Source organism: Telluria sp. RT2P19 (genome assembly GCF_059685725.1).
This window is the reverse complement of the sequence record NZ_JCASIL010000027.1, coordinates 1-22341: the sequence shown is the minus strand read 5'-3', so window position 1 is coordinate 22341 and position 22341 is coordinate 1. Positions and strand designations below refer to the sequence as shown.

General features: G+C 64.1%; 22 protein-coding genes. 5 read left to right on the top strand and 17 right to left on the bottom strand.

Annotation, left to right across the window (positions count from 1 at the left end; genetic code table 11):
- Nucleotides 1-17: 17 nt before the first annotated feature.
- The 6 genes from AC56KW_RS24115 to rpsO form a co-directional block, all read right to left on the bottom strand.
- Entirely contained in the window at nucleotides 18-1208 is a 1191-nt protein-coding gene (locus tag AC56KW_RS24115) for an efflux RND transporter periplasmic adaptor subunit (RefSeq protein ID WP_497173165.1), read from the bottom strand.
- The gene (locus tag AC56KW_RS24110; protein ID WP_497173164.1) at nucleotides 1205-2440 is read right to left on the bottom strand and encodes a TolC family protein; all 1236 of its coding nucleotides are present in this window, start codon (nucleotides 2438-2440) and stop codon (nucleotides 1205-1207) included. Before AC56KW_RS24110 ends, AC56KW_RS24115 begins: the two co-directional genes overlap by 4 nt.
- An 82-nt stretch (nucleotides 2441-2522) precedes the next feature.
- Entirely contained in the window at nucleotides 2523-2864 is a 342-nt protein-coding gene (locus AC56KW_RS24105) for a hypothetical protein (RefSeq protein WP_497173163.1), read from the bottom strand.
- A gap of 319 nt (nucleotides 2865-3183) precedes the next feature.
- Nucleotides 3184-4956, bottom strand: coding sequence for an ABC transporter ATP-binding protein/permease (locus AC56KW_RS24100; RefSeq protein WP_497173162.1), 1773 nt, complete (start codon nucleotides 4954-4956; stop codon nucleotides 3184-3186).
- 459 nt (nucleotides 4957-5415) lie between these two features.
- Nucleotides 5416-7518: a polyribonucleotide nucleotidyltransferase gene (gene pnp / locus AC56KW_RS24095; RefSeq protein ID WP_497173161.1), complete on the bottom strand. Its 2103-nt coding sequence runs from the start codon at nucleotides 7516-7518 to the stop codon at nucleotides 5416-5418.
- A gap of 172 nt (nucleotides 7519-7690) precedes the next feature.
- Nucleotides 7691-7960, bottom strand: coding sequence for a 30S ribosomal protein S15 (rpsO, locus tag AC56KW_RS24090; RefSeq protein ID WP_005666365.1), 270 nt, complete (start codon nucleotides 7958-7960; stop codon nucleotides 7691-7693).
- A gap of 186 nt (nucleotides 7961-8146) precedes the next feature.
- Here rpsO and AC56KW_RS24085 point away from each other — a divergent pair, with 186 nt between their 5' ends.
- Entirely contained in the window at nucleotides 8147-8641 is a 495-nt protein-coding gene (locus AC56KW_RS24085; RefSeq protein WP_497173160.1) for a hypothetical protein, read from the top strand.
- 3 nt (nucleotides 8642-8644) lie between these two features.
- Here AC56KW_RS24085 and AC56KW_RS24080 read toward each other — a convergent pair whose 3' ends face one another.
- The 10 genes from AC56KW_RS24080 to AC56KW_RS24035 all read right to left on the bottom strand — a co-directional run bounded on the left by AC56KW_RS24080 (nucleotide 8645) and on the right by AC56KW_RS24035 (nucleotide 19182).
- Nucleotides 8645-9538: an alpha/beta hydrolase gene (locus AC56KW_RS24080; RefSeq protein WP_497173159.1), complete on the bottom strand. Its 894-nt coding sequence runs from the start codon at nucleotides 9536-9538 to the stop codon at nucleotides 8645-8647.
- Between the two features lie 38 nt (nucleotides 9539-9576).
- Nucleotides 9577-10449 (bottom strand): CDP-diacylglycerol--serine O-phosphatidyltransferase, encoded by an 873-nt coding sequence (gene pssA, locus AC56KW_RS24075; RefSeq protein WP_497173158.1) that lies wholly within the window; start codon nucleotides 10447-10449, stop codon nucleotides 9577-9579.
- 130 nt (nucleotides 10450-10579) lie between these two features.
- Nucleotides 10580-11353, bottom strand: coding sequence for an SIMPL domain-containing protein (locus AC56KW_RS24070; protein WP_497173157.1), 774 nt, complete (start codon nucleotides 11351-11353; stop codon nucleotides 10580-10582).
- Nucleotides 11354-11783: 430 nt separating this feature from the next.
- Complete coding sequence (gene ilvC / locus AC56KW_RS24065; RefSeq protein WP_005666356.1) at nucleotides 11784-12800, bottom strand: ketol-acid reductoisomerase; 1017 nt, start codon at nucleotides 12798-12800, stop codon at nucleotides 11784-11786.
- A gap of 84 nt (nucleotides 12801-12884) precedes the next feature.
- Nucleotides 12885-13376, bottom strand: a complete 492-nt coding sequence (ilvN, locus tag AC56KW_RS24060; protein ID WP_497173156.1) for an acetolactate synthase small subunit — start codon at nucleotides 13374-13376, stop codon at nucleotides 12885-12887.
- A complete protein-coding gene (locus AC56KW_RS24055) occupies nucleotides 13376-15103 on the bottom strand; it encodes an acetolactate synthase 3 catalytic subunit (RefSeq protein WP_497173155.1) in 1728 nt (575 codons plus the stop codon). The genes ilvN and AC56KW_RS24055 overlap by 1 nt, the downstream gene beginning before the upstream one ends.
- Nucleotides 15104-15575: 472 nt before the next feature.
- Nucleotides 15576-16445, bottom strand: coding sequence for an ABC transporter permease (locus tag AC56KW_RS24050; RefSeq protein ID WP_497173207.1), 870 nt, complete (start codon nucleotides 16443-16445; stop codon nucleotides 15576-15578).
- Nucleotides 16439-17284 (bottom strand): ABC transporter ATP-binding protein, encoded by an 846-nt coding sequence (locus AC56KW_RS24045; RefSeq protein WP_497173154.1) that lies wholly within the window; start codon nucleotides 17282-17284, stop codon nucleotides 16439-16441. Before AC56KW_RS24045 ends, AC56KW_RS24050 begins: the two co-directional genes overlap by 7 nt.
- 1 nt (nucleotide 17285) lies before the next feature.
- Nucleotides 17286-18290, bottom strand: a complete 1005-nt coding sequence (locus tag AC56KW_RS24040) for an ABC transporter substrate-binding protein (protein WP_497173153.1) — start codon at nucleotides 18288-18290, stop codon at nucleotides 17286-17288.
- A gap of 16 nt (nucleotides 18291-18306) precedes the next feature.
- Nucleotides 18307-19182 (bottom strand): TauD/TfdA dioxygenase family protein, encoded by an 876-nt coding sequence (locus tag AC56KW_RS24035; RefSeq protein WP_497173152.1) that lies wholly within the window; start codon nucleotides 19180-19182, stop codon nucleotides 18307-18309.
- Nucleotides 19183-19402: 220 nt separating this feature from the next.
- Here AC56KW_RS24035 and AC56KW_RS24030 point away from each other — a divergent pair, with 220 nt between their 5' ends.
- The 4 genes from AC56KW_RS24030 to AC56KW_RS24015 are packed head-to-tail and all read left to right on the top strand — an operon-like array spanning nucleotide 19403 to nucleotide 21744.
- Nucleotides 19403-19972 carry an RNA polymerase sigma factor gene (locus tag AC56KW_RS24030; RefSeq protein WP_497173151.1) on the top strand — a complete coding sequence of 190 codons (570 nt, stop codon included), beginning with the start codon at nucleotides 19403-19405 and terminating at the stop codon, nucleotides 19970-19972.
- Nucleotides 19969-20385, top strand: coding sequence for a DUF3619 family protein (locus AC56KW_RS24025; RefSeq protein WP_497173150.1), 417 nt, complete (start codon nucleotides 19969-19971; stop codon nucleotides 20383-20385). Before AC56KW_RS24030 ends, AC56KW_RS24025 begins: the two co-directional genes overlap by 4 nt.
- Nucleotides 20382-21209, top strand: a complete 828-nt coding sequence (locus AC56KW_RS24020) for a DUF3106 domain-containing protein (protein ID WP_497173149.1) — start codon at nucleotides 20382-20384, stop codon at nucleotides 21207-21209. The genes AC56KW_RS24025 and AC56KW_RS24020 overlap by 4 nt, the downstream gene beginning before the upstream one ends.
- A complete protein-coding gene (locus tag AC56KW_RS24015; RefSeq protein WP_497173148.1) occupies nucleotides 21196-21744 on the top strand; it encodes an RDD family protein in 549 nt (182 codons plus the stop codon). Before AC56KW_RS24020 ends, AC56KW_RS24015 begins: the two co-directional genes overlap by 14 nt.
- Before the next feature lie 27 nt (nucleotides 21745-21771).
- On the opposite strand, the gene AC56KW_RS24010 is transcribed toward AC56KW_RS24015, so the two are convergent.
- The gene (locus AC56KW_RS24010) at nucleotides 21772-21999 is read right to left on the bottom strand and encodes a hypothetical protein (RefSeq protein ID WP_497173147.1); all 228 of its coding nucleotides are present in this window, start codon (nucleotides 21997-21999) and stop codon (nucleotides 21772-21774) included.
- Nucleotides 22000-22341: the final 342 nt, after the last annotated feature.

The following is a 22341-nucleotide window of genomic DNA, read 5'->3' as shown; positions in this document are numbered from 1 at the left end:
GGGTGTCGGCCGATGTTTCAGTGTTCATGGCCGCCCGCTCCCTTGCCCTGCTCGGCCTTGACCGCGAAACTGCCGGCCGCCGCGTAGGCGTCCCCGGCGCGCAGGCCGGCGGTGACCTCGACGAAGCGTCCATCCGAACGGCCGGTGGCCACCGGCTGTGCCAAGAAACCTTCCTTGACCCGCTTGTAGACGACCTGGCGACCGTCGACCGTCTGAACCGCCTCGCGCGCCACCGCCACCGGCACGTCGCTCGAACCGGTGACGATGTCGATATTCACGGCGAGCCCGGGACGCCAGGCCGCGCCTGGATTGTCGAGCACCACGCGGGCCTTGGCCGAGCGCGATTCCTCGCCGACCAGGGAGCTCACGAAGGACACCTTGCCCGGCGCCGTCGTGCTCGACGCGATGGAGCGAATCACGGCATCGGTCCCCACCCGCACGATGTCCAGGTCGCGCGCCGGGACCACCACGTCGGCCCATACGGTCGACAGGTCGGTCAGGGTGAATACGCGGGTGTCGGCGCCGACCACTTCCCCCATCGTGATGTGCTTCTCGACGATCACGCCCTCGAACGGCGCGCGGATCCTGAGCAGGTTCGATGAACCGGCGTCGCGTGCGCCCAGCGCCTGCAATTGCTGGCGCGCGCTGCGCACGGCGACCTCGGCTTCGCGCAGCTCCCGCTCGGCGCGCAGCAGGTCCTGGCGCGCCGAGATCTTCTCTTCCCACAGCATTTTTTCGGATGCATGGATCTTGCGCGCATGGTCCAGGCGGTGCTCGGCCGCCGCCAGCGCGCCGCGCTGGCTGGCCACGTCGGCGCTGGCGACGCTGGCCAGCACCTGGTCCTTGCGTACCTGCTGCCCAAGCGTGGCGTTGACCTCACTGACGGCCCCGGCGGCGCGCGGCGTCACGTGCGCGGTGCGGTCTTCGTTGAGCGCGATCTGGCCCGGCATGCGGATGAAAGTATCCAGGTGGACCGGGCCGGCAGTAGCGAGCGTGACGCCGGCCACCCCGACCTGTTCGTCGCTGAAGCGGATCACGCCGTCGTCGTCTCCTTCTTCGCCGTGTTCGTCGGCATGGGCGTGTTCCTGCGCCTCGTGATGATCGTGTTCGCCGCCACTGACGGCGCGGTCGCGCACCAGCACGACCGCGGCGACGAGGATGGCGATCGCCAGCATGAGGGCGATGACCTTGCTTTGCTGCTTGTTCATGGTTTCTCCGGTACGGCTGCATGTCCCAGCAGTCGTGCGATGTCGGCCGCGGCGCGATGGGCGTCGAGCACGGCAGTCAGGTACTGGTTCTTCGACTGGGCCAGCACGCGCTGGGCGTCGAGCACGTCGATCAGGCCGAACTTGCCCAGCTCGAAGCCGCGGCTGGCGGCGCGCTGGGCGTCTTCGGCCCCGGGCAGGATCTCGGCCGAGATCAAGGCGCACTCCGCCAGCGCCGCCGTCAGGCGCGCATGGGCCTGCGCCAGCTCGGCGCGCAGGCGTGCGCCTTCGGCATCGGCTTCGCCTCGCGCCTTGTCGACCCGGCGCAGCGCATCGAGCACGGCGCCGTCGTTGCGGTTGAACAGCGGCAGCGGCACCGACAGGCCGAGCACAGCGCGGTTGCGCGCGTCCGGCCCTTCGCGCTGCGTCCCGACGCTCACGTTCACGTCGGGCACGCGCCGGCTTTGCTCCACCCGGGCCAGCGCCTGGCGGTGCTCGACCTGGGCGCGCGCATGGCGCATGGCCGGCGCGCCGTCGATCTGCGCCAGCAGCCGGTCCAGCGACAGCGGCGCGGGCAGCACGGCCGCCTGCGGCGCGACAATGTCCAGCTGGCGCGCGTCGCCGGCCCACAGCGCGGCCAGGCGGATACGCGCGCCTTCCAGGTCGCGCGCCGCCTGCAGCGCCTCGATCCGCGCGCTGCCCTGGGCCACGCGGGCGCGGGTCTCTTCGACCGGCGACATGGTCCCGGCCTCGACCCGCTTGCCGGCGGCGCCGAGCGCGCGGCCGGCAAGCGCGACGAGCTCACGGGCCATGCGTTCGCGCTCGTGCGCGGCGATGACCTCGTGGAACGCAGCCGTGGCATCGGCGCGTACCCGATCTCTTTGCGCTTCCAGCGCAATCGCCGCCAGTTGCCCTTCCTGGTGCGCGGCGTCGACCCGCGCGGCGCGCTTGCCGCCCAGTTCGACGGGAATAGTCAGGGTGGCCGTCGTGGTGCGGTTGTCGCCCTGCCCGCCCTCGCGCAGCAGCTCGAGTTCGGGGTTGGGCAGCGCGCCCGCCTGGGCCAGCGCGCCCTGTTGCGCCGCCACTTCGCTGCCGGCTGCGCGCAGCGCGGGGTTGGCGCGCAGGGCCAGGTCGATGACCGCTTCGAGGGTCAATGGCGACGACCATGCCGCCAGCGGCGCGCACGCGCAGGCGAGCGCGAACGCCGCCAGCCGCGGTGTCAAACGATGTTTCATGATGATGCTCCGAACGGTTGGATGTCCGGCGGGGCAAGCGTTGCGCCGCGTCGTGCGGCGTTACCTGGAGACTCCCGCCGCCTTAGCTGCGCAGCGGCCTGTCGGGCGGAGGAATGAGGTCGGGAACGTGGGAAACATAGCGCCGCAATTCGCCGCGCATATGCGGGGCGCCCTTGGGCAGCGGCAGGTTCGGCTGGGCCGACAGGACGGCGCTGGCCGACAGGTGATGGCAGGCGTCGCAATCGTCGCACTGCCCGCCAGGTGCGCCGTCATCCTGGCCCTGTTCGCCTGACGGCGAATGCTTGTGGACGTGGTGACCCGGATGCGTGGTCTGCTCGTCATGGCTGCAATAAACGGCGCCGGCCGCCCAGGCGGCCTGGAACGGCATCATGATGAGTAGCAAGATCAGGATAAAACGTCGCATCGCGTTCGTCGGTGTGTGTGTAGCGCATGGCCGGCCGGCCACATTCTGCTACCAGCTATTAAATACCCTGTAGCTGCTAGAGGGTCAAGCTTTATCGTGGCGCTTGCTGCAAGTCCGGCGAGTGTTCATGCAACACCGGCCCTTCGCATATTGCGGCAGCCGGTGCGCCGTCGGCTGGGCTGCACTGATGCGCAGCGTACGCCTGGCCGCTTGGTTGCCACGAAGGCTCGCAGGTCCAGGCCGGGCTGGCTGACGGCCGTGATTGTCCAGGATACGGACCTTGAAGCCGGGAGGGCGCGGGTGGCGCGCCAAGCACTTGCTAACTTGCCAGCACCGTCTCACGCGGCTGCCACGCCGCACGCGCGGCAAGGTCGCCACCAGCCCGGGGCGCCATCGCATCGAACTGGTAATCGGCGGCGGCATGCATCTCCCACCCGCCGTCCCCCGTCAACCACAGCACATGGGTATGGTGGCGCAGCACGCCGGCGCGGTGGGCGATGCTCACCAGCGTCGTGCCCTGGTCGCGCAGGCGCTTGTAGAGCGACGATTCATTGGCGCTATCGAGCGCGCTGGTGGCTTCGTCGAGAATGACGACGCGCGGTTCATGCACGAGCACGCGCCCGAACGCCAGCCGCTGCTGCTCGCCGATCGACAGCAGCTTTTCCCAGTCCAGCACGGCGTCCAGGCCGCCGACGCGCTCGGCCAGGTAAGGCAGATGCACCTGTTCGAGAATGGCGAGCAACTGCGCGTCGCTCAAATCGGTCCGGTCGCTGGGATAGATGAGCTGGCTGCGCAGGCTGCCGGGCTGCATATACGGCTGCTGCGGCAAGAAGAAGCATTCCTCGCGCGGCGGATGATGAATCACCCCGCTGCCCTTGTGCCACAAACCGGCGATCGCGCGCAGCAGCGAACTCTTGCCGCATCCGCTGTCGCCGGTGATCAGCAAGGCGTCGCCGGGTTGCAAGGCCAGCGTCAGGTCCTTGATCAGGACACGTTCCGATTGCGGAGGACACAAGGTGAGCGACTCGATCCTGAGGTGCGTGCATGAAATCCGCTCGATGCGCGATCGCCCATCGCAGGCTGGATCGCTCTCCGGTCGCGGGCCAGGCAGCACATGGCTCGACAGCGTCTGCAGGCGGCCGATGCCCGCCACGAAGCGGCTCAGGCTTTCGAAGTTGTCGACGATGACGCCCACTGCCGTCAGGACCGCGGTGAAGGCGCCGGCGGCCTGGACCGCACGCCCCACTTCCAGCTGGCCCGACAGCACGGCGTCGGCAAGGATGACGAACGGCAGCACCAGGGTGAGCTGGCTGAAAGTGCGCTGGAACAGATTGAGCGCGCGCTGCTTCTTGATCAGGCGCGAGAAATTATGGATGACCTTGTTGAACTTGTTGTCGATGCGTGCGCGCTCCTGCGCCTCGCCGCCATAGAAGGCGATCGACTCGGCGTTTTCGCGCACGCGGATCAGGCTGAAGCGAAAATCGGCCTCGCGCCGCAGCTGCCAGAAATTCAGGTGGATCAGCCCATTGCCGAACACGTACAGCGCGGCGATCGTGCCCACCAAGGCATACGCCACCAGCACGCCCACCAGCACCTGCGAGATCGACCACAGGACGGCGCTGAAGGCGACCAGCTGCATCAGCGAGCCCAGGAAGATCAGCATGAAGTGGATCGAGCGTCCGGTGAAGGTGTTCACGTCTTCGCTGATGCGTTGGTCCGGGTTGTCGATCTCGCGATTCGACCCGAGCTCGTAGTATTTGCGCCCGTTCAGGTAACCATCGAGGAAGCGCCTGGTGAGCCAGCGTCGCCACTGGTTCGCGAACAGGTCGCGCATATAGTAGTAGAAGGCGTAGATCGGTACGGCGAAGGCCAGTACGATCAGGCAGGCCTGGACCGAGGTCCAGAAACGATCGCTGTCACGGCCCGCCAGCGCCGAGGTCATTTCCCCGGCCTGGTCGTTGAGCATGACCGCGAGCTTGGTCTCCACCAGCATCAGCACGACCAGGAGCGTGAGCAGCAGCCACGCCTTGCCTTTCTCGTCGCCCAGCCAATAGGGTTTGGCGACGCTGACAAACTGTGTCCAGGCGGCCATCGACAATGTCGCGCCATTGCGTCGTTTTTTCGTTGACCCTGGAATGTCGCCAGTGTTTCCATCGTTCGACGTCGGTGTAGGGGTCGTCATGATTCGTGTGGTGCCCATGCCCGGTCGCGTCTGGCCGCAGGACGTGACTGGTCTTGCTATCATCCTTGTCGACAGCGGCGCCATTACGATTCGACGCCGGTGTCTGCGGTCCCGTGGCGTGTATGTATCACAGCCACGAGCCCAGCATAGAACCCCGAATCGAACCGTTCCGTGCGAAAACATACATAGTAGACCTCTGCCGCGGGCGATCGTTCCATCGGCCGCCTCGCGCAGCCAGGCGCCTACCCATGTTTCTCATGCATTGTCGCTCGATGCGCGAGGATGGCATGCGGCGAAAAAAAACCGCCAGGCTTGCGCCCTGGCGGTTTTTTCATTCAGCGGAGAACCGCCCTGTTGCTTGCAGCCTGATTACTGCGCCGCGCCTTCGACCGGATCGGCGGCCTTCATCGACAGCTTCAGGCGACCGCGCTCGTCGGTCTCGAGGACCTTCACGCGCACTTGCTGGCCTTCCTTCAGGTAGTCGGCAACGGCGTTGACGCGCTCGTTGGCGATCTGCGAGATGTGCAGCAGGCCGTCCTTGCCAGGCATGACTTGCACGATCGCGCCGAAGTCGAGCAGCTTGAGCACGGTGCCGTCGTAGGTCTTGCCCACTTCGACCGATGCGGTCAGCTCTTCGATGCGGCGCTTGGCTTCCTGGCCGGCGGCGGCGTCGACCGACGCGATGGTCACGATGCCTTCGTCGGTGATGTCGATCTGGGTGCCGGTTTCTTCGGTCAGCGCGCGGATGACGGCGCCGCCCTTGCCGATCACGTCACGGATCTTCTCGGGGTTGATGCGGATGGTGATCAGGCGCGGTGCGAAGTCCGACAGCTCGGTCTTCACGGTCGGCATGGCCTTCTGCATCTCGGCCAGGATGTGCTGGCGGCCGTCCTTGGCTTGCGCCAGCGCGACCTGCATGATTTCCTTGGTGATGCCCTGGATCTTGATGTCCATCTGCAGCGCGGTGATGCCCTGCGCGGTGCCGGCCACCTTGAAGTCCATGTCGCCGAGGTGATCTTCGTCGCCCAGGATGTCGGTGAGCACGGCGAACTTGCCGCCTTCCTTGATCAGGCCCATGGCGATGCCGGCCACGTGCGCCTTCATCGGCACGCCGGCGTCCATCAGCGCCAGGCAGCCGCCGCAGACCGAGGCCATCGACGACGAACCGTTCGATTCGGTGATTTCCGACACCAGGCGCACCGAGTAGCTGAAATCTTCAGGGTTGGGCAGCGCGGCGACCAGCGCGCGCTTGGCCAGGCGGCCGTGGCCGACTTCGCGGCGCTTCGGGGTGCCCACGCGACCGGTTTCGCCGGTGGCGAACGGAGGCATGTTGTAGTGCATCATGAAGTCGTCGGTGTACTCGCCCATCAGCGCGTCGATCTTCTGGCTGTCGCGCGCGGTGCCGAGGGTGGCCACGACCAGGGCCTGGGTCTCGCCGCGGGTGAACAGGGCCGAACCGTGGGTGCGCGGCAGGACGCTAGAGCGGATCGAGATCGGACGCACGGTACGGGTGTCGCGGCCATCGATGCGTGGCTCGCCGTCCAGGATCTGCGAACGCACGACCTTGGCTTCCATGTCGAACAGGATGTTGCCGACGTCGCCGGCATCGGCGCTGACGCCCTGTGCCGACAGCTCGGCCATCACTTCGCTCGACAGCGACTTCAGCTTTTGCTGGCGCGCCGATTTTTCGCGGGTCTGGTAAGCGTCGCGGATCTTGGCGCCGGCCAGTTCACCGATGCGGGCGATCAGTTCTTCGTTCCTTGGCGCCGGCGCCCATTCGACTTCCGGCTTGCCGCCTTCGGCGACCAGGTCGTGGATCGCATCGATCACGGCCTTCATTTGCTCGTGGCCGAACACGACCGCGCCGAGCATGATTTCTTCGGACAGTTGCTTGGCTTCCGATTCCACCATCAGGACGGCGGTTTCGGTGCCGGCCACGACCAGGTCCATTTGCGAGGTCTTGAGCTCGGTGGTGGTCGGGTTCAGGATGTACTGGCCGTTCGCGTAGCCGACGCGCGCAGCGCCGATCGGACCGGCGAACGGGATGCCGGCGATGCACAGGGCGGCCGAGGCGCCGATCATCGCAGGGATGTCCGGATCGATTTCAGGGTTGACCGACAGCACGTGGATGATGACCTGGACTTCGTTCAGGTAGCCTTCCGGGAACAGTGGACGGATCGGACGGTCGATCAGGCGCGAGGTCAGCGTTTCTTTTTCGGAAGGACGGCCTTCGCGCTTGAAGAAACCGCCTGGGATCTTACCCGCAGCGTACGTTTTCTCCATGTAGTCGACGGTCAGCGGGAAGAAATCCTGGCCCGGCTTGGCGTCCTTGCGCGCAACCACGGTTGCCAGGATCACGGTATCTTCGACCGACACGACGACGGCGCCGCTTGCCTGGCGCGCGATTTCACCCGTCTCCAGGGTGACCGTGTGTTGACCGTACTGGAAGGTTTTCGTAACTTTGTTAAACATTGGGTAATCCCTTTCATTTTGCCGACAGATTTTCAGGAGCTGTCGTTCACCTCTCACCACGGGTTGCTTAGCAACCTTTACTACAAAAGCAAAACCGCAAAAACGAAAAATGCCCGCGCTAGATAACTGGCGCAGGCATTTTTTAACTAAACCGTCTGAAGCAAGCTTGCAATTACTTACGCAGGCCCAGCTTGGCGATCAGGTCGCGATAACGATTCAGGTCCTTGTTCTTCAGGTAAGCCAGCAGGCTCTTACGACGGTTGACCATCATGATCAGGCCACGACGCGAGTGGTGATCCTTCTGGTGTGCCTTGAAGTGGCCGTTCAGTTCGTTGATGCGTGCGGTCAGCAGTGCGACCTGGACTTCCGGCGAACCGGTATCGTTCTGGCCACGTGCGTTGTCCGCGATGATCGCGGCTTTGTTGATGTTTTCAACCGACATGATGTTACCTTTCACATGCGGTGCAAGAGTCGGAACCCACAGCACCGTGATTTATCAAATACCTGTCCGGATTGGACAGACCCGCCAGTATAGTGCAAAACGCCGCCTAGAACCAGTGTTTGCTATCCTCCTTCAGCGATTGGACAGCCGGGCCCTTTTACTGCAAGCTCGACACAGGTGACCAAAATGATCAAGATCAGCAAATTGACAACACTGACCGCCGCCCTGCTGCTGGCAGGCTGCGCGATGCGGCCCGCGCCGAACCCCGGCGACACGCTGGACGTGGTCCAGTCCAAGCTGGGTACGCCGACGTCGATCTACACGGACGGCACGCAGCGGGTGCTCGAGTACGCGACCGGCCCCATGGGCCAGCTTACCTGGATGGCGCATCTCGGCCCGGATGGCCGCCTGACGTCCTATGAGCAAGTCCTTACGAGCGAAAAGTTTGCCACCATCAAGATCGACAAGGCGACCAAGGACGAGGTGCTGCGCACGATCGGCCGCCCCGCCGAGCATTCACGCGTGGCGATGCGGAACTACGAGGTGTGGTCGTATCGCTACAAGGAGGCCGGCGTCTGGAACTCGTTGATGCACGTCCATTTTGACGAGCAAGGCGTGGTGCGCCAGATGATGAACGCCCCGGACCCGGTATACGATCCGCGCGACCGCTTCGGCTTCTGAGCGCTACCTGGCCGCGCCCCTGTCGCGCCCGCCGTCCCTGCGGCCGCCGTCGCTGCGCACGAAGTCCTCGACGGCATCCAGGCTCGGCGCCAGGCGGCGCAGCGCCGCCGACAAGGTGGCGACCAGGGTCGCGTGGTTGACATTGTCGTATACCACCTCGCGCACCGGCACCCCCACGCTGCGCAGACGGTCGGCCAGGGCGCCGGAATTGCGCACCGGCTCCACCGTCCTGTCATTGCGCGCGGCGATCAGGAGGGCCGGCGGCGCCTTGGCGCTCACGTGGTTGATCGGCTGCGAATCGCGGGGCGTGCCGGGATACGGGAACACCTCGCGCGTCGTTTCGTTCTCGATCGGCAAGAAGTTATACGGGCCGGCCATGCCGATCCAGCCGCGCAGGATGCCCGGATCGCTGCCCTGCTTGCGCAGCCAGCGCGGATCGAGCGCCACCATGGCGGCGTTATAGGCGCCGGCGCTATGACCCATGACAAACACGCGCTTGGGGTCGCCGCCGTATTGCGCGATCCGGCGCGAGGTCCACGCCACGGCGCGCGCGCTGTCGTCGAGAAAGGCCGGATAGCCGGCTTGCGGATACAGGCGGTAGTCAGGGATGACCACCACGAAGCCGCGCTCGGCCAGCGAGCGGCCGACGAAGGCGTAGTCGTCGCGTTCGCCGCTGACCCAGTTGCCGCCATAAAAGAACACGATCACCGGGGCATTGCGCGCCCCCTTCTCGGGCCGGTAGATGGAGAGGCCGTGGCGCGGGTCGGGCCCATAGGCGGCGGTCGCCACCGAGCGCGCCGTACCGCCTGGCGACACGGCGTTGACCAGGGCCAGCGGCGAGCAGGCGCTCAGGGCGCCCGCCAGCAGCAGCACGGCGAGCGCAGCGACGGCGGCCATGAATGCCTTCATCGGAGGAAACCGCCGCGCACGGGGATTCAACGGCGCACGCCGTTGTCCGGCTCGTCGTCGTCGAGCGGGATGATGCTGACCGGCTTGCCCTTGGCCTTGCGCCATGCATACACCGCATAGCCCGACAAGCCATACACCACGAAGATCGGCCACAACACCTTGGGCGGGTCGATCGCCAGCAGCGCCAGCACCAGCGCGATCAGGAATACCGCGATGAACGGCACCGACTTCTTGAAGTTGATGTCCTTGAAGCTGTAGAACGGCACGTTGGAGACCATGGTCAGGCCGGCGAACACGGCGATACACCAGGACACCCAATCGACCTTGCGCGCGCTCACGCTGATGTCGGGATCGATCATCATCATGATGAAGCCGATCACCAGCGCCGCGGCGGCCGGACTCGGCAAGCCCTGGAAGAAGCGCTTGTCGACCACCTGGATATTGGTGTTGAAGCGTGCCAGGCGCAGCGCGGCGCAGGCGCAATAGATGAAGGCCGCGATCCAGCCCAGCTTGCCCAGGCCGCGCAGCGACCATTCGTAGATCACCAGCGCCGGGGCGGCGCCGAACGAGACCATGTCGGCCAGGCTGTCGTATTGTGCGCCGAATTCGGACTGGGTATTGGTCAGGCGCGCGATGCGCCCGTCCAGGCCGTCGAGGATCATGGCAATGAACACGGCCCAGCAGGCATGCTCGAAGCGCTGGTTCATCGCCATGACGATGGCATAGAAACCGCAAAACAGCGCCGCGGTGGTGAAGGCGTTCGGCAGCAGGTAGATACCGCGGCCGCGCTCGCCAACCTGGCGATCCTCGGCGCGGCGCCCGAAACGCTTTTTCAGGCGCGAGAATCGCGGCCCTTTTGGCGTGGTCCCTGGTGTTCTTCTTCGTGGAAAAGTTGGCATAAGGATTCGTATTCAAGGTAGTCGCCGAGCGACAGTTCCCCCACATTATAGAGGTGGGGGCATGTGTTAGCGAAACACTACGCTAACCCGACTGGCGATCGCATGGCGCTTACTTGAACCCAGCCATCCTTTACTTGAACCTGACCTTGCCCACGACACGCATTTGCAAGGTGGTTTCGCCGGGCTCGAAGCTCGGTTCCGACATCTCGTCGGCCATCTCGCGCTTGGCGCTGCGCATCATCATGGCCTGGGGGGCCGCGGCATCGCCCGCGTAGTTGCCCGAGCCCTCGAAGTCGACCGTGTCGAGCACGGCGTCGGTCGGCTGGCGGCCCATGGCCTTGGCGATCGAGACGATGCGTTCGTTCAGGTTCTGGTACGTCGCGGCGATGCGCTGGTCATCCAGGCGCTTCAGGAGTTCCGGGCTCAGGCCGAAATTGACGCCGTTGATCTGCAGCACCTTCTGCGCGGCGGCGGCGGTCTTCGGCAGCGCGGCCAGGTTCGTCGTCTTCACTTCCAGGTACTGGCCCACGCGCCATGCGATCGGCACCGGCTTGACCGGCTGCTGGGTGGTGCGGCCGACAGGTTGCGGCGGCACTTCCGGGTAGACCGGGTAGGTGTAATAGCCCTGGGTCTTGAGTTCGGCATTCGGATCGGCGCGGCGCACGATCCCGGTGCCCTCCTTCATCTTGCGATTGACGCGGTCGGCGGCGACATTCTTGTCCTTGTCGTGCTCTTCGACGGCGAAGATGACGGTGGCCTGGTCATTGGCGTGCTTCACCTCGCCAAAGGCGGGAACCACGACCATGGTGCCGCTGGTGGCGGGCGATGGCAGGCTTTGCGCATGGGCGACGGCGCTGAACGCCAGGACCAGGGCAGCGGCGACGAGGGATTTCGAGATAGCCATTTATTGTTCTCCTATAAGTTGCGACAGATGTCCGACAGCACTTATACGATACCAACTGCAATCATTCCATCGTGATTTTGTAATGGACAGTTGCAATTGAGTAGCTTTAGGGTGGCGTTGTAACCGTCACACCGTCCGAGAAATCCCTCCCGAATGGCGTCGTCCCCGCCCAGGCGAAGACCCAAGTTTTTTCGCTCCGCCACGGAGGCATGTCCGATGGGCTTGCGTGGTACTTGGGCCCCACCTGTGCGGGGACGACGTGCGAAAGTCTGGTGGAACAATAGCGCAAGCGCTGGGCTACGGCTCCAGGAACTCCGTTCTCGACTGATCGACCAGCCAGTTTTCGACTGGTCGACCAGTCAGTCCTTGACTGATCGACCAGTCAGTTCTTTGACTGATCGACCAGTCAGTTCTTTGACTGATCGACCAGTCAGTTCTTTGACTGATCCACCAGCTTGTTCTTGGCGATCCACGGCATCATGCCGCGCAGCTTGGCGCCGACTTCCTCGATCTGGTGCTCGGCCGTCAGGCGGCGGCGCGAGATCAGGGTCGGGGCGCCGGCCTTGTTTTCCAGGATGAAGCTCTTCGCGTATTCGCCGGTCTGGATGTCTTTCAGGCACTGGCGCATGGCGTTCTTGGTGTCTTCGGTCACGATGCGCGGGCCGGTCACGTACTCGCCGTACTCGGCATTATTCGAGATCGAATAGTTCATGTTGGCGATGCCGCCTTCGTAGATCAGGTCGACGATCAGCTTGAGCTCGTGCAGGCATTCGAAGTAGGCCATTTCCGGCGCGTAGCCGGCTTCGGTCAGGGTCTCGAAGCCCGCCTTGATCAGCTCGACGGCGCCGCCGCACAGCACGGCCTGCTCGCCGAACAGGTCGGTCTCGGTCTCTTCGCGGAAGTTGGTCTCGATGATGCCGGCGCGACCGCCGCCATTGGCCATGGCGTACGACAGCGCGATGTCGCGCGCCGCGCCCGACTTGTCCTGGTAGACGGCGACCAGGTGCGGCACGCCGCCACCTTGCGTGTAGGTGCCGCGCACGGTGTGGCCAGGGGCTTTCGGCGCGACCATGATCACGTCGAGGTCGGCGCGCGGCACGACCTGGCCGTAGTGGACGTTGAAGCCGTGGGCGAAGGCCAGCACCGCGCCCTGCTTGGCGTTCGGTGCGACGTTCTTGTTGTAGACCTCGGCGATGTTTTCATCCGGCAGCAGGATCATGATGACGTCGGCGGCCTTGACCGCCTCGTCGACTTCGGCGACCTTCAGGCCGGCCTGTTCGACCTTGTTCCATGATGCGCCGCCGCGGCGCAGGCCGACGGTGACGTTGACGCCCGATTCCGACAGGTTCTGGGCGTGGGCGTGGCCTTGCGAGCCGTAGCCGATGATGGCGACATTCTTGCCTTTGATGAGGGAGAGGTCGCAGTCTTTGTCGTAGAAAACTTTCATTTTGGGTGTCCTGTATATGAGTAATGTAGTGGGTAGTTCGGCGTAACGCGTGGACGGCGAAGCCGCCCACCCTACGGTTCGTTCTTATACTTTGAGGATGCGTTCGCCGCGTCCGATGCCGGAGCCGCCGGTGCGGACCGTTTCGAGGATGGAAGTCCGGTCGATCGAGTCGATGAAGGCGTCCAGCTTCGACTTGGCGCCGGTCAGCTCGATCGTGTAGGTCTTTTCGGTGACGTCGATGATGCGGCCGCGGAAGATATCGGCGGTACGCTTCATTTCTTCGCGTTCCTTGCCGACGGCGCGCACCTTGATCAGCATGAGCTCGCGCTCGATGTGCTGGCCTTCGGTCAGGTCGACCACCTTCACCACCTCGATCAGGCGGTTCAGGTGCTTGGTGATCTGCTCGATGATGTCGTCCGAACCCGAGGTGACGATCGTCATGCGCGACAGGGTCGCGTCTTCGGTCGGGGCGACGGTCAGGGTTTCGATGTTGTAGCCGCGCGCCGAGAACAGGCCGACCACGCGCGACAGCGCGCCGGCTTCGTTCTCCAGGAGGACAGAGATAATATGTCGCATCACAGGTCCTCCGAGCCGAGCAGCATTTCGTTCAGGCCGCGGCCCGCCTTGACCATCGGCCAGACGTTTTCATTCTGGTCGGTGATGAAGTTCATGAACACCAGGCGGTCTTTCATGGCGAACGCTTCGCGCAGCGAACCCTCGACATCGCCAGGCTTCTCGATGCGCATGCCGACGTGGCCATAGGCCTCGGCCAGCTTTTCGAAGTCGGGCAGCGAATCCATGTACGACTCGGAATAACGCGAACCGTAGTCGATCTGCTGCCACTGGCGCACCATGCCGAGGAAGCGGTTGTTGAGCAGGATGATCTTCGGCGTCAGGTGGTATTGCTTGCAGGTGGCAAGCTCCTGGATGCACATCTGGATCGAGCCTTCGCCCGTGACGCAGGCGACGGTCGCATCCGGATTGGCCATCTGCACGCCCATCGCGAATGGCAGGCCGACGCCCATCGTGCCCAGGCCGCCGGAATTGATCCAGCGCCGTGGCTTGTCGAACGGGTAGTACTGCGCGGCCCACATCTGGTGCTGGCCCACGTCGGAGGTGATGAAGGCGTCGCCGTCGGTCACTTTATACAGCTGTTCGATCACGGCCTGCGGCTTGATCACGATCTCCGAGGTCGGATACTTGAGGCAATCGCGGCCGCGCCATTCGGCGATCTGCTTCCACCAGCCCTGCAGTGCGTTGGTATTCGTTTGCACATTGCCCGCGTCGAGTTGCGACAGCAGTTCGACCAGCACGTCCTTGACGTTGCCGACGATCGGGATGTCGACCCGCACCCGTTTCGAGATCGACGAGGGGTCGATGTCGATGTGGATGATCTTGCGCGGGCTGGAGGCGAAGTGTTTCGGATTGCCGATCACGCGGTCGTCGAAGCGGGCGCCGATGGCGATCAGGACGTCGCAATTCTGCATCGCCATATTCGCTTCATAGGTGCCATGCATGCCCGGCATGCCGACGAAGTGCGGATCGGTCGAGCGCGAACCGCCCAACCCCATCAGCGTGTTCGTGATCGGGAAACCGGTCTTCTCGACCATGCGGTTGAGTTCGTCCGAGGCATTGGCCAGGATCACGCCGCCACCCGCATAGATCATCGGGCGTTCGGCGTTCTGCAGCAGCTGAACCGCCTTGCGGATCTGGCCGGCATGGCCCTTGTCGACCGGACGGTACGAGCGCATCTCGATCTCGCGCGGGTACTCGTACAGGCATTTATTGACGGTGATGTCCTTCGGAATATCGACCAGCACGGGGCCGGGACGGCCGGTGCGGGCAATGAAGAAGGCTTTCTTGATGGTCGAGGCCAGCTCGCGCACGTCCTTGACCAGGAAGTTATGCTTGACCACCGGACGCGTGATGCCGACGGTATCGCACTCCTGGAAGGCATCCTGGCCGATCGCATGGCTGGGCACCTGGCCCGAGATCACGACCATCGGCACCGAATCCATATAGGCGGTCGAGAGGCCGGTGACGGCATTGGTGACGCCAGGGCCGGAAGTGACCAGGGCCACGCCCACGGTATTCGAGCTGCGCGAATAGGCGTCGGCGGCGTGCACCGCGGCCTGTTCGTGGCGAACGAGGACGTGCTGGAATTTATCCTGGTTGAAGATGGCGTCGTAGATATAGAGAACCGCACCGCCCGGGTAACCGAAGACGTGCTTGACGCCCTCTTCTGCCAGACAACGGACCACTATCTCAGCGCCCGTGATGGGGACGGCTGAATCGTTACTCATGTACATTCCTTTCAAAACCCAATGGGAGATTGATCGGATGCCCGTTCCTGGCGATATGCGTCTTTGCGCGACAACCCTCAGGCTTGACTTCTTTCTGCGTGCACGTCGATGTTTCGGACACCGTAGGGTCCTTACGCACCGGCGCTGGGCGCAACTCGTTGAGCTTGAGTGTTTGTAGCGGTCTTACGCATCTCTCGCGCTTGTGGCGCGGGTCGGAGCAAACTGCCTACAAATGAAAGCGTGTCACAACCGGAACAGGCTTTGTGTGCCGACTCCGGATGACGTTAAGCCTTGGGGATGCAAAGCGTGAGGAACACCTTACCGCGCCGCACCATTTTGGTCAAGAAGGGAAAGATAAAAATCGCTCCATGGGCCAAAATGGTGCAACAAATTCGGCAAGGAGGGGGGGAATGTGCGCGGATTTTGCGCGGCGCGGTCGAATACGGGATTGGCGGCCCCTCCGCCCACGCATTCAGCGCTGCATCGCCCAGCGCCGCACGGTGATGCGTTCCAGCGTCTGGAACACGCAATGCTCGATGGCCAGGCCGATGACGATCACGGTTGCCAACCCCGCGAACACCTTGTCGGTGAACAGCTCGTTGCGGCTCTGGAATATGTACCAGCCCAGCCCGCCCTGCCCCGACGTGCTGCCAAACACCAGTTCGGCCGCGATCAGCGTACGCCATGCGAACGCCCAGCCGATCTTGAGACCCGACAGGATGGCCGGCAGGGCCGCGGGGATCAGGATCTGCAGCACCATCCGCAATCCACCCAGCCCATAATTGCGACCGGCCATGCGCAGGGTCTCGGGCACGGCCCGAAAGCCGGCGCAGGCATTCAGCGTCAGTGGCCACACCACCGAATGCACCAGCACCATCAGCAGGCTGCCCTTGCCAAGCCCGAACCACAGCAGTGCCAGCGGCAACAGGGCGATCGCCGGCAGCGGATTGAACATCGAGGTCAGGGTGTCGATCAACTCGCGCCCGAAGCGGTTCGACACCGCGAGCCAGGTCAGCAGGAAGGAGCCCGCCACGCCCAACAGGAAGCCCTGGCCCAGGATCGCCAGCGATACCGATACATAGCCGATCAGCTCCCCCGACAGCACGCCGTCCAGGAAGGCCCTGCCGGTCTGCAAGGCGCCCGGCAGCAGCAGGTCGTTGTCGAACCAGCGCGCCAGCAGCTCCCATACGACTGCCAGCGCCAGCAGGATGGCGGGTTTGCGCACCCAGCCGAACCGGTCCGGCGTGAACGAAGCGGCGGCGCCCGCCCGCGAGGCCGACGCCGGCTGCGGCGGCAAGACGTATTCGGGCCGGATCGGCGGTTCGCGCAAGGCATTCACGATTGCACCGCCCCGGCCTGGTGATCCTGGCGTCCGGGCGCGCCAGTGTCGAACAAGAGTCCATGGATGCGCTGGGTGGCGGCCTGGAACTCCGCGCTCCCGGCGCTCGACAGGCTGAACTGGTGGCTATTGAGTTCGGCCCGCACCCGCCCCGGATGCGGCGACAGCAGCAGGATGCGGTTGCCCACCACCAGCGCCTCCTCGATCGAGTGGGTCACGAACAGCATGGTGAACCCGATCTCGTCCCACAGCGACTGCAGTTCCTCCTGCATGCTGCGCCGCGTCAGCGCATCGAGGGCGGCGAACGGTTCGTCCATCAGCAGCACGGCCGGCTGCCTCGCCAGCGCGCGGGCAATGGCCACCCGCGCCTTCATGCCGCCCGACAGCATGTGGGGATAGGCGTCGGCGAAGCGCGCCAGTCCGACCTTGCCCAGCCAATGGCGGGCGCGCCCGTCGGCTTCGCTACGCGAAACGCCCCCGGCCAGCATTGGAAACATCACGTTCTGCCTTACCGTTTTCCACGGCGGCAGCTGGTCGAATTCCTGGAACACGACGATGCGATCTGGCCCCGGCCCCGTGATCGGCTTGCCGCACAGGCTCAGGCTGCCTGCACGCGGGGCGATGAAGCCGCCGATTGCCTTGAGCAAGGTCGACTTGCCGCAGCCGGACGGCCCAAGCAACACGAAGCGGTCGCCGCGGTGGACGTCGAAGCTGACGTCGTCCGTGGCGCGGACGATGCCGCGCTCGCTGGCGTACTCGAGCGTGACATGCTCGGCGCGCAGCAGCGGCTCCACGGTTGCGGTATTGCGCACCAGGTTCAATGGAATGACAGGGGAACGCATCTCAGCTCCCGTTGGCGATGACCGGATGCTCGAAGAAATAATCCTTCCACGACGCCGGCTTGTTCTTGATGGCGCCGACCTGGTGCAGGAACCGGGCCAGGCCCAGCGTGTTCTGCGGCGCGACGCGGAACTGCGTCTTCGGATCCCTGATCACCTTCAGCAGCAGCGCGCGGTCGATATTGCCCTTGTTGACGCGCAGGTAGGCATCGGCCGCGCCTTCCGGATTGGTCGCGACGTACTGCGCCGCCTCGGCCAGCGCATCGAGGAAGGCGCGGTAGGTCCTGGGATTCTCTTTCACATATTTTTCGGTGGCGTACAGCACCGTGGCCGACGCCGGCCCGCCCAGCACCTGGTAAGAGTCGAGCACGACGCGCGCGTTCGGGTTAGCAGCCAGCTCTTGCTCCTGGAATGGCGGCCCGCCGAAGTGGGCGTTCAGCTCGGTCTTGCCGGCGATCAGGGCGGCGGCCGCGTCCGGATGCGGCACGGTCTGGGTGATCGCATCGAGTTTCTTGAATTGCGCACTGCCCCACTGCCTGGCCGCGGCCATTTGCAGGATGCGGGCCTGCACCGACACCGTCACCGCCGGCAGCGCGATGCGGTCTTTCGGACCGAAGTCGGCGATGGTCTTGACGGCCGGGTTGGTGCTGACCAGGTAATATGGGAAGCTGCCCAGCGAGGCGACGCCGCGTACGTTCTGGCGGCCCCTGGTGCGGTCCCAGATCGTCATGAGGGGGCCGACGCCGGCGCCGGCGATGTCGATCGAGCCCGACAGCAGCGCGTCGTTGATCACGGCGCCGCCCGAGAGCTTGACCCAGTCGACATCGATGCCGACGCCCTGCTTCCTGCCATGCTTTTCGATGAGTTTCTGGTCTTGCGCCACGTTCAGCAGCAGATAGACCACGCCGAACTGCTCGGCGACGCGGATTTTTCCTTCGGCCTGCGCGAACGACGGCAGCGCGAGCGCCAGCGCCGCACTGGCGGCAACGAACTTCTTGTGGAGTTTCATGTGTTTCCTGTGTGAGTCAGAATGGAACGTCGCCTTCGATGGTCGTGCGGTACAGCTTGCGGCGCAGGTGGTCGGGACAGCCGGTCGCCAGGTGCATCAGCGAGCGGTTATCCCAGAACACCATGTCGTGCGGCCGCCACTGGTGGCGGTACACGTGCTGAGCGCGGGTGCCGTGGTCGAACAGCACATCGAGCAGCTCGCGGCTGCGCGTTTGGGGCACGCCCAGGATGCGGGTCGTGAAGTGCTCGCTGACGAACAGCGCCTTGCGGCCGGTCTCGGGATGGGTGCGCACCACGGGGTGATGCACCGGCCTGACTTCGTCGATCTGGGCCTGGGTGAGCCTGGGACGGAAGGGATTGCGCTGGCGCAGTTCTTCATACCTGGCCAGGTACCAGTGCTCGGCCTGCAAGCCCTCGACTTCGCGTTGCAGATCCCGAGGCAGGGCTTCCCAGGCCGTGTGCTGGTTCGAGAACAGGGTATCGCCACCCTCGGACGGCAATTCTTGCGCATGCAACATCGAACCCAGGCTCGGGATTTCCTTGTACGACAGGTCGGAATGCCAGAAATGGCCGGCGTCGCCCAGGCCGACCGGCGCGCCGTTTTCGCGGATATTGGAGACGATCAGCACTTCCGGGTGGCCCTGCAGCTGGAAATTGCGCAGCACGTGGACCTGCAATGCGCCGAAGCGGCGGCTGAATTCGACCTGCTGGGCAGGCCGGATGCGCTGGTCGCGAAACACCAGCACGTGGTGATCGAGGTGGGCCCGGCGCAGGCGCTGGAAATCCTCGATACTTAGCGGACGCGACAGGTCAAGGCCGAGGACTTCGGCGCCCAGCGGTTCGCCGGCAAACGGTTCGATGACAAAGTCTTGGCGTGGAAAATCGAGCGGCATGATGGCGAAAGTGCAGTATGGTCGTGTTGACAGCCTATCCACACCCACTTGCCCCAACAACGAATGTTTTCGCCTATCCTCATGCGGTTTTTCGTAGTTATGCAAATGACATCCCCGGGCGATGCCGCTGCGCGTTATCGGTGCAGGCCGGGGCGTTTTTTGCTAGGATGCGAAAGTTTTCCCTAAAGCACGAGCAAGAATAGCGCTTCCCTGAACCCGCATGGCCACAGATAAAGAACTCAACGACTTCCTCGAGAATGTCGAACGGCGTGCGTTCAAGCAGGCGGTGTATGCGGTGCGCAAGGACGAGTCGGCGCTGGATATCGTGCAGGACGCGATGATCAAGCTGGCCGAGAAATACGGCGACAAGCCGGCCGCCGAGCTGCCGATGCTATTCCAGCGCATCTTGCAGACGACGATCCTCGATTACTTTCGGCGCGAAAAAGTCCGCAATACCTGGGTCAGCCTGTTCGGCGGCTTCAGCCGCGGGGAGGGAAACGACGACGACGACTTTGATATACTTGCTTCTTACGAGGCCGAAGGAGGATCGGCCGCAGAGTCGAGTGCGGATCAGGTTGAGCGGGCACAGACCTTGCGTTTGATCGAAGAAGAAGTACAAAAGCTCCCAACGCGTCAACGGGAAGCCTTCCTGATGCGTTACTGGCAGGATATGGACGTGGCCGAAACGGCGGAAGCGATGGGATGCTCGGAGGGTAGCGTCAAAACACATTGCTCTCGTGCCACCCACGCCCTCGCCGCAGCGCTCAAGGCCAAGGGAATCAGACTATGAATACCGACGACATCAACCTGGCGTACAAGGTACGCCACGCACTGAACGAACAACTCGACGCCCTGCCGGCATCGACGACCGACCGGCTGGCGGCCGCGCGCGCCGCCGCGCTCGCCCGTAAGAAGCCCGAGGAAACGTTCCTCCAGGTCAAGACCGCCGGTTCCGGCTGGCGTGAAGCCTTCGCCGGCCTTGGCAACTTCGTGAGCGCGCCGGCCATGTCGCGCCTGGCCGTCGCGGTGCCGGTCCTGGCGCTGGTGATCGGCATGGGCGGCATGTACCAGCACAATCAGCAACAGCAGATCGCCGAACTGGCCGACATCGACGCCGCCGTGCTGTCCGACGAATTGCCGCTGAGCGCTTACCTCGACCCTGGATTCAATGCCTACCTGGAGTCGCAGCAGCGCCGGCAATGACGAAGAAAGACGCATCACAGTCTCGCGCAAGCAAGTCCGGCGCGTCGAAATCACGGTTTCCGGTAGTAAAAACGGTGGCCGGCGTGCTGGTGGCGGGTGTGATCGCCTGGGTCATCGTCGACCGGCTCGATACCCCGTCGGTGATACCGACACTGGCGCAGGCTGTCGATGGCGAACGTCCGCTCCCCAAGACCCTCGACAAGCCGCTGTGGCGTGACCTGAGCAATGCCCAGCAAGTCGCCCTGGCCCCGCTCGAACCCGAGTGGGACCGCATGGAAGGCCCGAGAAAGCGCAAGTGGATCGAGATGTCGGCCCGCTTCGCCTCGATGACGGCCTCCGAGCAGCAGCGCGTGCACGAGCGCATGCGCCAGTGGTTGAAGCTCACCCCCGAACAACGCGAGCTGGCGCGCGAGAACTACAGCCGCACCAGCCGCCTGGCCCAGGGCGACAAGGCCGCCGACTGGGAAAACTACAAGCAGTTGTCGGCAGACCAGAAGCGCAAGCTGGCCAACAGCCCGGCGGCGACGCGCCACAAGAGCATCCCGGTCGCGCTGCCCGAAACGCCGATGCTGGTCGTGCCGACCCCCTGCCCGCCCAACACCACCCGCCGCGGCGCCGAGTGCATCCTGATCGGCACCGATATCGTGGTCCCGACCGAGATGGCGAGCGTGCCGCCGGCGACGGCGCCAGCCGGCGCCTCACCTGGTCCGAATTCGCCGCCTGCGCCTGCTCCGAACGCCCCCGCCACCACTGCCAGCAGCGGCGCCATCGCCGCGCCAGGCGGCCAGCAAGCACCCGCCCAGGCTGCCAATGCAAGCAACTGAGCCGGCCGTCGACCAGACCCTGGCCGTCCCGGCAAACGCGATGTCGTTTCCTACGCCGACCATCAAGCGCCGCTTTACGGCGATGGTCTATGAATTCTTCTTGCTGTTCGCTGTCGAGATGCTGGCGGTGCTGGTCTATCTTCTCCTTACCGGCAACCGCCACGAGCCCGTCTTCCAGTACGGGCTGAAACTCTACCTGTTCCTGGTCACCGGCCTGTATTTCACCTGGTGCTGGCGCGACAGCGGCCACACGCTGGCCATGAAGACCTGGCGCATCAAGGTGGTCCAGCCGGGCCACGCCTGCCTGCCCTGGCGCACGGCCATCGTGCGCTACCTGCTGGCCTGGGCCTGGTTCGCGCCGGCGCTGATCGTGTGCGCCGTGTTCGGGCTGCACGCCAAGGGCGAAATCGCCATCGCGCTCGCCATGGGCATCGTCGTGTGGGCGCTCACGGCCTTCCTCGACAAGGAACGGCAATTCCTGCACGACCGGCTGGCCGGCACACGCCTGATCCAGTTGCCCAAGATCAAACGCTGATCGACCGCCTGTCGCGACGCGACAGGTTCAGCGCGTCACTCGCACAGCTTCAAAGAACCAGCCTTGCCAGGCTATCACGAGCCTGTTCGAGCTTTTTATGAATACCGACGTGCAGCTGAGATCAACTACTGTCACCGGATTTGGCAGCCCCAGTTTTTCTGCGTCTGCGTGGAATGCCTTGCGCAGATGAAGATTTGGCTCTACTTTTTGGGCTGCGAATTCGGTTTCACCACAGTCGCGATCGTCGAATTTCACCTTGCGTTTGCTGATTGAAAAAATATGGCCGATCAGTTTCTGCGCCTCATGTTCATCGAGGGAGACAATTTCGGCGCCATCTAGCGCAGCAATAAATTTCCACTGCCCGGAGATACGGCGTTCTATCGAATCTGCACCTTGGACGAGCGGAGCAGTCGCGAGAAGCAGTGTGAGGATGACAGACGAGATCCGGTGGCGTTGAATCTGGGCCAGGAGTCTTTTTATGAGAGCCTGTCAGATTTTCTGTGTGGAACGGGGTCATGAAATAATGCCGAAAGGACTGTTCCATGACCGAAGTGATGACCACCAAGAAGCCCAAAAAACAGAAAGCAGCGTACCCGT

Bases quoted from the DNA above. Each gene is read 5' to 3' on its own strand.
- AC56KW_RS24115 (WP_497173165.1), bottom strand. From the start codon at position 1,208: ATGAACAAGCAGCAAAGCAAGGTCATCGCCCTCATGCTGGCGATCGCC.
- AC56KW_RS24110 (WP_497173164.1), bottom strand. From the start codon at position 2,440: ATGAAACATCGTTTGACACCGCGGCTGGCGGCGTTCGCGCTCGCCTGC.
- AC56KW_RS24105 (WP_497173163.1), bottom strand. From the start codon at position 2,864: ATGCGACGTTTTATCCTGATCTTGCTACTCATCATGATGCCGTTCCAG.
- AC56KW_RS24100 (WP_497173162.1), bottom strand. From the start codon at position 4,956: ATGGCCGCCTGGACACAGTTTGTCAGCGTCGCCAAACCCTATTGGCTG.
- pnp (WP_497173161.1), bottom strand. From the start codon at position 7,518: ATGTTTAACAAAGTTACGAAAACCTTCCAGTACGGTCAACACACGGTC.
- rpsO (WP_005666365.1), bottom strand. From the start codon at position 7,960: ATGTCGGTTGAAAACATCAACAAAGCCGCGATCATCGCGGACAACGCA.
- AC56KW_RS24085 (WP_497173160.1), top strand. From the start codon at position 8,147: ATGATCAAGATCAGCAAATTGACAACACTGACCGCCGCCCTGCTGCTG.
- AC56KW_RS24080 (WP_497173159.1), bottom strand. From the start codon at position 9,538: ATGGCCGCCGTCGCTGCGCTCGCCGTGCTGCTGCTGGCGGGCGCCCTG.
- pssA (WP_497173158.1), bottom strand. From the start codon at position 10,449: ATGCCAACTTTTCCACGAAGAAGAACACCAGGGACCACGCCAAAAGGG.
- AC56KW_RS24070 (WP_497173157.1), bottom strand. From the start codon at position 11,353: ATGGCTATCTCGAAATCCCTCGTCGCCGCTGCCCTGGTCCTGGCGTTC.
- ilvC (WP_005666356.1), bottom strand. From the start codon at position 12,800: ATGAAAGTTTTCTACGACAAAGACTGCGACCTCTCCCTCATCAAAGGC.
- ilvN (WP_497173156.1), bottom strand. From the start codon at position 13,376: ATGCGACATATTATCTCTGTCCTCCTGGAGAACGAAGCCGGCGCGCTG.
- AC56KW_RS24055 (WP_497173155.1), bottom strand. From the start codon at position 15,103: ATGAGTAACGATTCAGCCGTCCCCATCACGGGCGCTGAGATAGTGGTC.
- AC56KW_RS24045 (WP_497173154.1), bottom strand. From the start codon at position 17,284: ATGCGTTCCCCTGTCATTCCATTGAACCTGGTGCGCAATACCGCAACC.
- AC56KW_RS24040 (WP_497173153.1), bottom strand. From the start codon at position 18,290: ATGAAACTCCACAAGAAGTTCGTTGCCGCCAGTGCGGCGCTGGCGCTC.
- AC56KW_RS24035 (WP_497173152.1), bottom strand. From the start codon at position 19,182: ATGCCGCTCGATTTTCCACGCCAAGACTTTGTCATCGAACCGTTTGCC.
- AC56KW_RS24030 (WP_497173151.1), top strand. From the start codon at position 19,403: ATGGCCACAGATAAAGAACTCAACGACTTCCTCGAGAATGTCGAACGG.
- AC56KW_RS24025 (WP_497173150.1), top strand. From the start codon at position 19,969: ATGAATACCGACGACATCAACCTGGCGTACAAGGTACGCCACGCACTG.
- AC56KW_RS24020 (WP_497173149.1), top strand. From the start codon at position 20,382: ATGACGAAGAAAGACGCATCACAGTCTCGCGCAAGCAAGTCCGGCGCG.
- AC56KW_RS24015 (WP_497173148.1), top strand. From the start codon at position 21,196: ATGCAAGCAACTGAGCCGGCCGTCGACCAGACCCTGGCCGTCCCGGCA.